This window comes from Neisseria gonorrhoeae (assembly GCF_013030075.1).
Lineage (GTDB): Bacteria > Pseudomonadota > Gammaproteobacteria > Burkholderiales > Neisseriaceae > Neisseria > Neisseria gonorrhoeae.
This window is the reverse complement of record NZ_AP023069.1, coordinates 37,776-50,196: the sequence shown is the minus strand read 5'-3', so window position 1 is coordinate 50,196 and position 12,421 is coordinate 37,776. Positions and strand designations below refer to the sequence as shown.

The 12,421-nt window shown below is 53.0% G+C and carries 10 protein-coding genes and 2 pseudogenes; 11 read left to right on the top strand and 1 reads right to left on the bottom strand.

Translation table 11 applies throughout. The features are described 5' to 3' along the window. Positions 1–13 precede the first annotated feature (13 nt). From HT085_RS00265 to carB, 5 genes and pseudogenes are all read left to right on the top strand, one after another. Positions 14–393: pseudogene (locus HT085_RS00265) on the top strand (VOC family protein). Between the two features lie 162 nt (positions 394–555). After that, positions 556–945 carry an endonuclease domain-containing protein gene (locus HT085_RS00260; RefSeq protein ID WP_003687278.1) on the top strand — a complete coding sequence of 130 codons (390 nt, stop codon included), beginning with the start codon at positions 556–558 and terminating at the stop codon, positions 943–945. Between the two features lie 901 nt (positions 946–1,846). Next, entirely contained in the window at positions 1,847–2,410 is a 564-nt protein-coding gene (locus HT085_RS00255) for a ComF family protein (RefSeq protein ID WP_002214615.1), read from the top strand. A 2-nt stretch (positions 2,411–2,412) separates the two neighbouring features. Further along, positions 2,413–2,961 (top strand): hypothetical protein, encoded by a 549-nt coding sequence (locus HT085_RS00250; RefSeq protein WP_003687274.1) that lies wholly within the window; start codon positions 2,413–2,415, stop codon positions 2,959–2,961. A 6-nt stretch (positions 2,962–2,967) separates the two neighbouring features. After that, the gene (gene carB / locus HT085_RS00245; protein ID WP_003690509.1) at positions 2,968–6,183 is read left to right on the top strand and encodes a carbamoyl-phosphate synthase large subunit; all 3,216 of its coding nucleotides are present in this window, start codon (positions 2,968–2,970) and stop codon (positions 6,181–6,183) included. 200 nt (positions 6,184–6,383) lie between these two features. On the opposite strand, the gene queA is transcribed toward carB, so the two are convergent. After that, positions 6,384–7,424 (bottom strand): tRNA preQ1(34) S-adenosylmethionine ribosyltransferase-isomerase QueA, encoded by a 1,041-nt coding sequence (gene queA, locus HT085_RS00240; protein ID WP_003687270.1) that lies wholly within the window; start codon positions 7,422–7,424, stop codon positions 6,384–6,386. Between the two features lie 116 nt (positions 7,425–7,540). On the opposite strand from queA, the gene HT085_RS00235 reads away from it, so the two are divergent. The 6 genes and pseudogenes from HT085_RS00235 to HT085_RS11525 all read left to right on the top strand — a co-directional run bounded on the left by HT085_RS00235 (position 7,541) and on the right by HT085_RS11525 (position 12,328). Beyond that, on the top strand, positions 7,541–7,798 hold the full coding sequence (locus HT085_RS00235; RefSeq protein WP_003687268.1) for a hypothetical protein: 258 nt from the start codon (positions 7,541–7,543) through the stop codon (positions 7,796–7,798). Then, the gene (gene accB / locus HT085_RS00230; RefSeq protein WP_003690508.1) at positions 7,780–8,199 is read left to right on the top strand and encodes an acetyl-CoA carboxylase biotin carboxyl carrier protein; all 420 of its coding nucleotides are present in this window, start codon (positions 7,780–7,782) and stop codon (positions 8,197–8,199) included. The genes HT085_RS00235 and accB overlap by 19 nt, the downstream gene beginning before the upstream one ends. 113 nt (positions 8,200–8,312) lie before the next feature. Continuing rightward, positions 8,313–9,674 (top strand): acetyl-CoA carboxylase biotin carboxylase subunit, encoded by a 1,362-nt coding sequence (accC, locus tag HT085_RS00225; protein ID WP_003687264.1) that lies wholly within the window; start codon positions 8,313–8,315, stop codon positions 9,672–9,674. A gap of 103 nt (positions 9,675–9,777) precedes the next feature. Then, complete coding sequence (gene prmA, locus HT085_RS00220) at positions 9,778–10,665, top strand: 50S ribosomal protein L11 methyltransferase (RefSeq protein WP_003687261.1); 888 nt, start codon at positions 9,778–9,780, stop codon at positions 10,663–10,665. Positions 10,666–10,682: 17 nt separating this feature from the next. Then, entirely contained in the window at positions 10,683–11,246 is a 564-nt protein-coding gene (orn, locus tag HT085_RS00215) for an oligoribonuclease (protein ID WP_003687260.1), read from the top strand. Positions 11,247–11,462: 216 nt separating this feature from the next. Further along, positions 11,463–12,328 (top strand): annotated as a pseudogene (locus HT085_RS11525) (transposase). The last annotated feature ends 93 nt before the right edge of the window (positions 12,329–12,421 follow it).

The following is a 12,421-nucleotide window of genomic DNA, read 5'->3' as shown; positions in this document are numbered from 1 at the left end:
AAGAAAGCTGGAAATGAAAATTAGCGCACTCGACCATCTAGTACTGACTGTTGCCGACATTGACCGAACCATCGCGTTTTACACACAAGTTTTGGGCATGGAAGAAGTTTCATTTGGCAACAACCGTAAAGCTTTGTTGTTTGGCAGTCAGAAAATCAACCTACACGGGCGCGGTGCGGAAATTCAGCCTAACGCGCAACACGCCGCCTGCGGCACAGCGGATTTATGCCTGCTGACCGATACGCCCCACTGGAAACGGTTTTACAGGAATTATCCGCACACGGCATCAAACCTTTAAGCGGCGTCGTAGCGCGCACAGGCGCAATGGGCAAAATCCAATCGGTTTACCTGCGCGATCCCGATGGCAACCTGCTGGAAATCAGCAGTTATTAATTTTCAGACGGATTATGCAAAATAAAAAACAGCCTGCACAAGCTGTTTTCCTTGCAGCCCCTTTAACCCCAACAGCCGACCCGTCCTCTCTCCCTGTGGGAAAGAGTTAGAGAGAGGGCAACAAGCTGTAAGGCTTACACAAACAGCAACCCGATAACAAAAATGAACCCGCCCGAGAAACTATTGACCGCCGAAAACCCCGCCCTACGCCAACGCGCCAAAGCCATGCGTCAAGAAATGAGCGAGGCGGAAGCAAAATTGTGGCAACACCTGCGGGCAGGCCGTCTGAACGGCTATAAATTCCGCCGACAGCAGCCGATGGGGAATTATATTGTTGATTTTATGTGCGTAACGCCCAAGCTGATTGTCGAAGCAGACGGCGGGCAGCACGCGGAACAAGCCGTATACGACCACGCGCGGACGGTATATCTCAACAGCTTGGGCTTTACCGTGCTGCGTTTTTGGAATCACGAAATTTTGCAGCAGACAAACGATGTACTGGCGGAAATCCTGCGCGTATTGCAGGAATTGGAAAAGCAGCCAGCACGGTAGCAAACGGTTGATTTTGATTAGATTTTGAAAAAAATAAGGTAAAATTAACTGAATTAAGCGTTTAAAAAGGTCGTCTGAAAAGCAAAAAAGCAACCTGCACAACCTGTTTTCCTTGCAGCAAACCTCAACCCCAACAGCCGACCCGTCCTCTCTCCCTGTGGGAGAGAGCTAGAGAGAGGGCAACAAGCCGCAAGGCTTGTATTTGGGCGGCGAAGGTATTAGGAAAGATTGCCACCATTCGGAGAATGCCCTCTCCCCAGCCCTCCCCCACAGGGGAGGGAGTGGGTTTCGGCAGATTTTTCGGTTGCAGGCGATTTGAAAGGCAACTTAGATTTGCAGCTGTTGTTTCAGGTCGTCTGAAAAATAAAAAGCAACCTGCACAACCTGTTTTCCTTGCAGCAAACCTCAACCCCAACAGCCGACCCGTCCTCTCTCCCCGTGGGAGAGAGCTAGAGAGAGGGCAACAAGCCGCAAGGCTTGTATTTGGGCGGCGAAGGTATTAGGAAAGATTGCCACCATTCGGAGAATGCCCTCTCCCCAGCCCTCCCCCACGGGGGAGGGAGTGGGTTTCGGCAGATTTTTCGGTTGCCGGTGGTTTGAAAAATAACTTAAATTTGCAACCGTTGATTTCAGGTCGTCTGAAAAAGAATGCACGAAATATCAACAGCGGGAATTTTTCAGGTAGCCTTTATTGTCAAGCAGATGGAACAAACGCCGCGAGCGTTTTTTCAGACAATCTTTGAACTCATCGGCAGAGAGTGTGCCGCAAGGCGCGCATGCGGTGGGTTGGGGTTACAGGGAAAATGAAGAACGCGTGCGTGCGTACCGCACATACCCTACATGCGGGCTACGGCTTGCTAGGATTGCTCGTTATACTTAATTTTGACAAGGAGTCAATGAAATGGCGATAGAACTAAATGGTAACTGGACAAAAGGATTTGCTTTAGACCATCATATGCAAAAAAGTATTTTGTTAGGTTATGATGAATTAGGGCATCCTCACTTTGATAGCAAGAGAAGTGTGATTGGAGAATGGGTTTATCAATTAAAATATCGTAATCAAACCCAAAATGTTTCTTTGCTGGTAGACTATATTTTACAAAAATTTAGTGGTTTAGAATCTATAAATTTAATTGTTCCCGCCCCTTTTACAACAGAGCGTATTAATCAACCAGTTCAATTAATTGCCAAAGAACTAAGTGATCGCTTGAATATTCCATATTCTCCTATTTTAAGAAAATCTAGCTCACACACACCACTCAAAAATATTGAAGAAAAATCAGAAAAACTAGAAATACTGAATAATTCCATCACAATTGACAATATAGATCTATCCAATAAGAATATTTTAGTAATCGATGATTTATTTGATAGCGGAGCAACATTGGAAATATCAACTGAAAAATTGTTTTCAAAAAATGCTAGATCTGTAATTGTTTTAGCAATGACAAAGACTAGAGGATAAAAATGCGCACTATTTTCTTTTCTGGTTCACGCAGCATTTCACGACTAAATCCACAAATACGAGAAAGAATTAACAATATTCTTAGCAATAATTTTGATATTGTTATTGGAGATGCTAATGGGGCTGATAAAGCTATCCAAGAATTTCTACAAGAACAAGATTATGCTAATGTGCATATTTACTTTTCTGGCAAAATTTACCGAAATAATGTGGGAAATTGGCAGTTTGTCCAAGTAGACAGCAAAGGAACTGGAAGGGTATTTTATACAGCAAAAGATAAGAAAATGGCAGAAATTGCTGATTATGGCTTTATTTTATGGGATGGTAAGAGTATTGGTTCATTAAATAATATAGCAGAACTTTTACAGCTAAATAAACCTTCTCTTGTATACCATTCTCAAACAAAAGAATTCTTTAAAATTAAATCAAGCGCAGATTTAGAGAATATTTTATCTAACATAGAAGATGATGTTTTAGCTTCAATTTTAGAAAAGGGAAATACTTTTCTTAAAAGCTATGTAACAAAACAACCTTCTTTAATTCAAGAGTAACCACCCATGCCCAAACGTACCGACCTAAAATCCATCCTTATCATCGGCGCCGGCCCTATCGTTATCGGTCAGGCCTGCGAATTTGACTATTCGGGCGCACAGGCCTGCAAAGCCTTGCGTGAAGAAGGCTATAAAGTCATTTTGGTGAATTCCAACCCCGCCACGATTATGACCGACCCCGAAATGGCGGATGTTACCTACATCGAGCCGATTATGTGGCAGACGGTGGAGAAGATTATCGCCAAGGAGCGGCCCGATGCGATTCTGCCCACGATGGGCGGTCAGACCGCGCTGAACTGTGCGCTGGATTTGGCGCGTAACGGCGTGCTGGCGAAATACAATGTCGAGTTAATCGGCGCAACGGAAGACGCGATCGACAAGGCGGAAGACCGCGGCCGCTTTAAAGAAGCGATGGAAAAAATCGGCCTCTCTTGCCCGAAATCTTTTGTCTGCCACACCATGAACGAAGCCTTGGCGGCGCAAGAACAGGTCGGCTTTCCGACGCTGATTCGTCCGTCTTTCACGATGGGCGGTTCGGGCGGCGGCATTGCCTACAATAAGGATGAGTTTTTGGCGATTTGCGAACGCGGTTTCGATGCGTCGCCTACGCATGAGCTGCTGATTGAGCAGTCTGTGCTCGGCTGGAAAGAGTACGAGATGGAAGTGGTGCGCGATAAGGCGGACAACTGCATCATCATCTGTTCGATTGAAAACTTCGACCCGATGGGCGTTCATACGGGCGACTCGATTACGGTTGCGCCGGCGCAAACGCTGACGGACAAGGAATACCAAATCATGCGCAACGCTTCGTTGGCGGTATTGCGCGAAATCGGCGTGGACACGGGCGGCTCGAACGTGCAGTTTGCGGTGAACCCTGAAAACGGCGAGATGATTGTGATCGAGATGAACCCGCGCGTGAGCCGTTCGTCCGCGCTGGCTTCCAAAGCAACGGGCTTCCCGATTGCGAAGGTGGCGGCGAAGCTGGCGGTCGGCTTTACGCTGGACGAGTTGCGCAACGACATCACCGGCGGCCGCACGCCCGCGTCGTTCGAGCCTTCCATCGACTATGTGGTAACCAAAATCCCGCGTTTCGCGTTTGAAAAATTCCCCGCCGCAGACGACCGCCTGACCACGCAGATGAAATCTGTGGGCGAAGTAATGGCGATGGGCCGTACCATTCAGGAAAGCTTCCAAAAAGCCCTGCGCGGTTTGGAAACCGGCTTGTGCGGTTTCAATCCGCGCAGCGAAGACAAAGCGGAAATCCGCCGCGAACTGGCCAACCCCGGCCCCGAACGTATGCTGTTTGTGGCAGACGCGTTCCGCGCGGGCTTCACGCCGGAAGAAATCCACGAGATCTGCGCCATCGACCCTTGGTTCTTGGCGCAAATCGAAGACTTGATGAAGGAAGAAAAATCGGTTTCAGACGGCCAGTTGCAAGATTTGGATTACGCCGCCCTACGCCGTCTGAAACGCAAAGGCTTCTCCGACAAACGTTTGGCACAATTGTTGAACGTAAGCGAAAAAGAAGTTCGCGAACACCGCTACGCGCTGAAGCTGCATCCGGTTTACAAACGCGCCGATACCTGCGCCGCCGAGTTCGCCACCGAAACCGCCTATCTTTACTCCACTTACGAAGAAGAATGCGAATCCCGTCCTTCCGACCGTAAAAAAGTGATGATTCTCGGCGGCGGCCCGAACCGCATCGGTCAGGGCATCGAGTTTGACTACTGCTGCGTTCACGCCGCACTCGCCCTGCGCGAATCGGGCTTTGAAACGATTATGGTCAACTGCAACCCCGAAACCGTGTCCACCGACTTCGACACCAGCGACCGCCTCTATTTCGAGCCGCTGACATTGGAAGACGTGTTGGAAATCGTCCGCACCGAAAACCCGTGGGGCGTGATTGTTCATTACGGCGGTCAAACCCCGCTGAAACTCGCCAACGCATTGGTTGAAAACGGCGTGAACATCATCGGCACATCCGCCGACAGCATCGATGCCGCCGAAGACCGCGAACGCTTCCAAAAAGTGTTGAACGACTTAGGCCTGCGCCAACCGCCCAACCGCATCGCCCACAACGAAGAAGAAGCACTCGTCAAAGCCGAAGAAATCGGTTATCCGCTGGTCGTGCGCCCGTCTTATGTTTTGGGCGGACGCGCGATGCAGATTGTCCACTCCGCCGAAGCCTTGCAAAAATACATGCGCGAAGCCGTGCAGGTTTCCGAAGACAGCCCCGTGCTGCTCGATTTCTTCCTCAACAACGCGATTGAAGTCGATGTGGACTGCGTTTCAGACGGCAAAGATGTGGTTATCGGCGGCATCATGCAGCACGTCGAACAGGCGGGCATCCACTCCGGCGACTCCGGCTGCTCGCTGCCGCCCTACTCCTTAAGCGAAGAAATCCAAGACGAAATCCGCCGCCAAACCAAAGCGATGGCGTACGCGCTGGGCGTGGTCGGACTGATGAACGTGCAGTTTGCCGTGCAGGACGGCGTGGTGTTCGTGTTGGAAGTCAACCCGCGCGCCAGCCGTACCGTCCCCTTTGTCTCCAAAGCCACCGGCGTGCCGCTCGCCAAAGTCGGCGCGCGCTGCATGGCAGGCATTTCCCTGAAAGAACAAGGCGTGGAAAAAGAAGTCGTCCCCGATTTCTATGCCGTTAAAGAAGCCGTGTTCCCATTCATCAAATTCCCGGGCGTGGATACGATTTTGAGTCCGGAAATGCGCTCCACCGGCGAAGTGATGGGCGTGGGCGCAAGTTTCGGCGAAGCCTACTACAAAGCCCAACTCGGCGCGGGCGAACGCCTCAACCCGACCGGCAAAATCTTCCTCTCCGTGCGCGAAGAAGACAAAGAACGCGTCATTAAAACCGCCAAAAACTTCCAAGCCTTAGGCTACGGCATCTGCGCCACGCGCGGCACGGCGCAATACCTGACCGAACACGGGCTGATTGTGCAGGCCATCAACAAAGTCCCCGAAGGCCGCCCGCACATCGGCGACGCGCTGAAAAACGGCGAAATCGCACTGGTCGTAAATACCGTTTCCAGCGATCCGCAATCCGTGTCCGACAGCCACATCATCCGCCAAAGCGCATTGCAGCAACGCGTGCCGCAATACACCACCACCGCCGGCGGCGAAGCGATGAGCGAAGGCGCGAAAAGCCGGGATTATCTGGGTGTGTACAGCGTTCAAGAGCTGCACGGTCGTTTGAAAAACCGCAACTGATGCCTGAATCAGGTTGAACAATGCCGTCTGAAGCCGTTTTGCGGTTTCAGACGGCATTTTGTTGCACATAGCCTTCACTTTCTTTTGACCTTTAAGCACCCTAATTTGGGGCGGTGGATTATCCAACTGCCGGACATCCATAAAAATACCGCCCGAACCACGGTTCAGACGGCATCTGCCTTGCAACGGACAGCAGCAGTTTAAAGCCCGCCCCCTTCGTTCCGCCCCAAAACCATCGCATCTCCGTAGCTGAAGAAACGGTATTCACGTTCAATCGCATGACGGTACACGGCGCGGATATGACCCATACCCGAAAACGCGCCGACCAACATCAGCAGCGTCGATTTCGGCAGATGAAAATTGGTAACCAGCCTGTCGACAACATTAAAACGGTAGCCCGGCGTGATGAAAATATCGGTGTCGCCCTGTCCGTCTTTCAAATATCCCGTTGCGCGCGCGGCAGACTCGAGGGCGCGCATGGAAGTCGTGCCGACCGCCCAGGCTTTGTTCCCCCGGGCTTTTGCCGCCTCAACGGCGGCGACGGTTTCAGACGGCACTTCAAACCATTCGCTGTGCATTTTGTGTTCTTCGATTTTATCGACGCGCACGGGTTGGAATGTCCCCGCACCGACGTGCAGGGTTACTTCTGCGGTTACCGCGCCTTTGTCTTTCAGACGGCGCAAAAGTTCTTCCGTAAAATGCAGGCCCGCCGTCGGCGCGGCGACCGCGCCCTGATATTTGGCATAAACAGTTTGATAACGGCTGTCGTCGTCCGCATCGGCGGCACGTTCGATATAAGGCGGCAGGGGCAGGTGTCCGTTCTGTTCCAAAAGTTCGTAAACGGTTTGACCGCCTTCAAAACGCAGGCAGAACAGTTCGCCCTCACGCCCGACCATCACGGCACGGATACCGCCTTCAAACACCAGCCCCATACCGGGCTTGGGGGACTTGGACGAACGGATGTGCGCCAATGCGGTATGGTTGTCCAACACACGCTCAATCAGGGCTTCGATCCTGCCGCCGCTGTCTTTCTGCCCAAACAGCCGCGCCTTCATGACTTTGGTGTTGTTGAATACCAAAACGTCGCCTGCCTCGACATAATCGGGCAAATCGCCAAACACCCGGTCTTGCAGCGGCATATCGGGCAGCGCGACCAAAAGCCGGCTGCTGCCGCGCACCTCGGGCGGATGCTGGGCAATCAGGTGTTCGGGCAGGGTAAAGTCAAAATCTGAAATATCCATTTTTACACTCTCGTTCGGGCAAGCCGCCATTATACGCACTTTAGCCCTTTTTCAGACGGCATCTTTGCCCGAAAAACCAACAGATTAGAATAAACACTCTTGACTCGGGGCATCTTGTGCGCAAAATCAAACTTCCTGCACATTTCCCCCAAAAACCGCCGTTTTTTGATATTTTACTGGACATTTACCGACAACTTCGGGAAAATGAACACAATTTCACGGTCGTTTCCCACCACAGGAAAACCGTATCCGAACACCATTCCGCCCGGTTTGCGCCGTTGCCGCAAGCCGGCTGTTTTCTGAAAAACCAACGCAACAACCCGCCGGAACACCGGCAGCCTTTAAAGGAACAGAAATGGATTTGCGCAAATTAAAAAAACTGATTGATTTGGTTGAAGAATCGGGTATCGCCGAAATCGAAGTAACCGAAGGCGAGGAAAAAGTCCGCATTACCCGTACCATTGCAGCTGCGGCAGCTCCCGTTTACGCCGCGCCCGTACCTGCCGCCGCGCCGGCCGTAACGCCGGCCGCCCGCGATTTGTCCGACGCTCAAAAATCGCCTATGGTCGGCACGTTCTACCGCGCGCCCGGCCCGAATGCCGCCGCATTTGTCGAAGTCGGTCAACAGGTCAAAGCCGGCGACACGCTGTGCATCATCGAAGCGATGAAGCTGATGAACGAAATCGAAGCCGAAAAATCCGGCACGGTCAAAGAAATTCTGGTCGAAAACGGTACGCCCGTCGAATTCGGCGAACCGCTCTTCATCATCGGATAATCCTGTTTTCAGACGGCATAAACTTCCGATGCCGTCTGAAATGCTTTCCCCCCTTCAGCGTTCCCGCACCCTTTTTTTACGGACGGGTTGCCGGAACCGCAGGAAAGGTCATCATGCTGAAAAAAGTTTTAATCGCCAACCGGGGCGAAATCGCCTTGCGCGTACTCCGTGCCTGCCGCGAAATGGGCATTGCCACCGTTGCCGTGCATTCCGAAGCCGACAAAGGCAGCCTGCACGTCAAACTCGCCGACGAATCCGTGTGCATCGGTCCTGCCGCTTCTGCGCAAAGTTATCTGAACATTCCCGCCATCATTGCCGCCGCCGAAGTAACCTGCGCGGACGCTGTCCACCCGGGCTACGGCTTCCTTGCCGAAAACGCCGATTTCGCCGAACAGGTCGAACAGTCCGGCTTTACCTTCATCGGCCCGAAACCCGACACCATCCGCCTGATGGGCGACAAAGTCTCCGCCAAACACGCGATGATAGCGGCAGGCGTGCCCTGCGTCCCCGGCTCTGACGGCGCATTGCCCGACGATGATGCCGAAATCCTCAAAATCGCCGACAAAGTCGGTTATCCCGTGATTATCAAAGCATCGGGCGGCGGCGGCGGGCGCGGTATGCGCGTGGTCGAGAAAAAAGAAGACCTCCTCCAGTCTGTCGAAATGACCAAGGCTGAAGCGGGCGCGGCGTTCGGCAACCCGATGGTTTATATGGAACGCTACCTGCAACGCCCGCGCCACGTCGAAATCCAAGTGCTTGCCGACGAACACGGCAACGCCGTCTATCTTGCCGAGCGCGACTGTTCGCTGCAACGCCGCCACCAGAAAGTCATCGAGGAAGCACCCGCCCCGTTTATCGATGAAGAGGCACGCAAAAAAATCGGCAAAGCCTGTACCGACGCGTGCAAACGCATCGGCTACCGGGGCGCGGGCACGTTTGAATTTTTATACGAAGACGGCGAATTTTTCTTTATCGAGATGAACACGCGCGTTCAGGTCGAGCATCCGGTTACCGAACTCATTACCGGCGTGGACATCGTCCAAGAGCAACTCCGCATCGCATCCGGCCTGCCGCTGCAATACAAACAGAAAGACATCAAAATCGAAGGCCACGCCTTCGAGTGCCGCATCAATGCCGAAGACCCGTACAACTTCATCCCCAGCCCGGGCCCGATTGAAAGCTGCCACCTGCCCGGCGGCTTCGGCATCCGCGTGGACAGCCACATCTACCAAGGCTACCGCATCCCGCCGTACTACGACAGCCTGATCGGCAAAATCTGCGTACACGGAAAAACGCGTGAACAGGCAATGGCGAAAATGCGCGTCGCACTCGCCGAGCTGGCGGTAACCGGCATCAAAACCAATACGCCGTTGCACCGCGACCTGTTCGCCGATGCGGGTTTCCAAGAAGGCGGAGTGAGCATCCATTACCTGGAGCACTGGCTGGAAGCGCGCAAAACCAAACAGGACAAATAAGCCGCCGCCGATATGCCGTCTGAAGCCGCCCTTCCGCGTTCAGACGGCATTTCCCTTGCCCCGCCGTCTGAAACCGATTTCGATATTTCCAAGAAAGCCCGTTATGCCCTACCAACAAATCACCGTCAACGTCAACGATGCCGTCGCCGAACGCCTCGCCGACGCGCTGATGGAACACGGTGCACTCTCCGCCGCCATCGAAGATGCCTGCGCCGGCACGCAAAACGAACAGGCGATTTTCGGCGAACCCGGTATGCCCACCGAACAAATCTGGCAGCAGAGCAAAGTCATCGCCCTGTTCGGCGAACACGACGAAGCCGCCGCCGTCATCGATGCCGCCGCACAAGAATGCGGGTTAAAAGACTTGGCATACACCGGCGAAACCATCGAAGACCAAGACTGGGTGCGCCTCACGCAATCGCAATTCGACCCCATCCGAATTTCCGACCGCCTGTGGATTACCCCCTCTTGGCACGAAGCCCCCGAAGGCTGCGCCGTCAACCTCCGCCTCGATCCCGGACTCGCCTTCGGCACCGGCAGCCACCCGACCACGCGCCTCTGCCTCAAATGGCTGGATACGCAACTCAAAAACGGCGAAAGCGTCCTCGACTACGGCTGCGGTTCGGGCATCCTGACCATCGCCGCCCTCAAACTCGGTGCAGGTTCCGCCGTCGGCGTGGATATTGACGAACAGGCCGTCCGCTCCGGCAGGGACAACGCCGAACAGAACAACGTCGATGCACAATTCTTCCTGCCCGACAGTCTGCCTCAAGGGCAATTCGACGTAGTTGTCGCCAACATCCTCGCCAACCCTTTGCGTATGCTCGGCGAAATGCTTGCAGCCCGCACCAAACAGGGCGGACGCATCGTGTTGTCCGGTTTGTTGGATGAACAGGCCGAAGAACTCGGCGGCATTTACAGCCAATGGTTCGATCTCGACCCGGCGGAAACTGACGAAGGCTGGGCGCGCTTGAACGGCGTAAAACGCTGAAACGGAAAGGAAACACCGTGCAGGACAAAAACAACCTCTGCTGGCTCGATATGGAAATGACGGGGCTGAATCCCGAAACCGACCGCATTATCGAAGTCGCGATGATTATTACCGACTCGGATTTGAATGTGTTGGCGCAATCCGAAGTTTACGCCATCCACCAAAGCGACGATCTGCTCGACAATATGGACGAGTGGAACACCGCCACACACGGCAGGACGGGGCTGACGCAGCGCGTGCGCGAATCGTCGCATACCGAAGCCGAAGTCGAACAGAAACTGCTGGACTTTATGTCGGAATGGATACCCGGACGCGCCACACCGATGTGCGGCAACTCCATCCACCAAGACCGGCGTTTTATGGTCAAATATATGCCGAAACTGGAAAACTACTTCCACTACCGCAACCTCGACGTTTCCACGCTGAAAGAACTCGCCAAACGCTGGAATCCGCCCATTGCCAAAAGCGTCGTCAAACGCGGTTCGCACAAGGCATTGGACGACATTTTGGAGAGCATCGAAGAAATGCGCCACTACCGCGAACACTTCCTGATTTCCGCCCCGAAAGCCGAAGCGCAATAAGAAACAAACAATGCCGTCTGAAACGCTATTTATATTCAATTAAAAACAAAATAGTACAACACTCGACGTTGAAGGTTTAACCATGGCATACTCTGCGGACTTAAGAAACAAAGCTTTAAACCATAGCGGATTAACAAAAATCAGGACAAGGCGGCGGACCGCAGGCAGTACAAATGGTACGGAACCGATCCGCCCGGTGCTTCATTACCTTAGGGAATCGTTCCCTTTGGGCCGGGGCGGGGCAACGCCGTACCGGTTTTTGTTAATCCGCTATATTACGGACAATGCAAAAACACCGGCCAAACCGCAGCAACGTTTAACTTGTCAAGAAACACGCTTTACCTGCGGATTCGCCTTAAAAAACAAACAGGCAGCCTAAAACATCAAGTTACCGGCCTAAATGCCGCCAAATCGGATAGGCAAAAACCGGCTCGATATGTCGGGCGGCATCCGGATGCCTGTCTGCATGAAATCGCCAAACATTTTGATTGTACGGCAGCCGCCGTTTGCCATGCGCCCAAACAGATGCGGATGGCGCGCAAAAAAAGACCGCCGCTTACAAAGGACAAGACCCGGCCAAAGTAACGCATTATTTGACACGGCCGGCCGGATTTTCCGACTGCCAACGTGTTTGTCCGGATGAAACAGGATTCGACCGCCGCCTGTTCCGCCCCTATGCCCGCAGCCTGAAAGGGCAAATGGCGAAAGCGCGGATAAGTGGGAAAAGATACCGGCGCTTATCTTTGGTGTCCGCACAAGTCGGCAACCGGCCGATTGCTCCGATGGTTTGTCAAAATACGGTGGCCGGGGTCTTTTTTGAAGCGCGGTTTCAGCAATGCCTACTGCCCGCATTGGCTCAAAAATCGGTGATTATTTCAGATAATGCGCGATTTCGCCGTATGGGTGCCTTACGGGGAACGGCGGAAAAATTGGGACATAAGGTATTGCCTCCCGCACCTTGTTCGCCCGAGCCCAACCCGATTGAGAAAGTGTGGGCGAATATTAAGCGGTATCTGCGAACCGTTTTGTCTGATTACGCCCGATTTGACGATGCGCTACTGTCCTATTTTGATTTTAATTGACTATATATTTCAGACGGCATTTTTACAGTAAATTGAAATCAAAAATGTACACGCCCGTCATTCCCGCGCAGGCGGGAATCCGGAAGGTCGGGC

Coding starts and splice junctions, on each gene's coding strand:
- HT085_RS00260 (WP_003687278.1), top strand. CDS start 556: ATGAACCCGCCCGAGAAACTATTGACCGCCGAAAACCCCGCCCTACGC.
- HT085_RS00255 (WP_002214615.1), top strand. CDS start 1,847: ATGGCGATAGAACTAAATGGTAACTGGACAAAAGGATTTGCTTTAGAC.
- HT085_RS00250 (WP_003687274.1), top strand. CDS start 2,413: ATGCGCACTATTTTCTTTTCTGGTTCACGCAGCATTTCACGACTAAAT.
- carB (WP_003690509.1), top strand. CDS start 2,968: ATGCCCAAACGTACCGACCTAAAATCCATCCTTATCATCGGCGCCGGC.
- queA (WP_003687270.1), bottom strand. CDS start 7,424: ATGGATATTTCAGATTTTGACTTTACCCTGCCCGAACACCTGATTGCC.
- accB (WP_003690508.1), top strand. CDS start 7,780: ATGGATTTGCGCAAATTAAAAAAACTGATTGATTTGGTTGAAGAATCG.
- accC (WP_003687264.1), top strand. CDS start 8,313: ATGCTGAAAAAAGTTTTAATCGCCAACCGGGGCGAAATCGCCTTGCGC.
- prmA (WP_003687261.1), top strand. CDS start 9,778: ATGCCCTACCAACAAATCACCGTCAACGTCAACGATGCCGTCGCCGAA.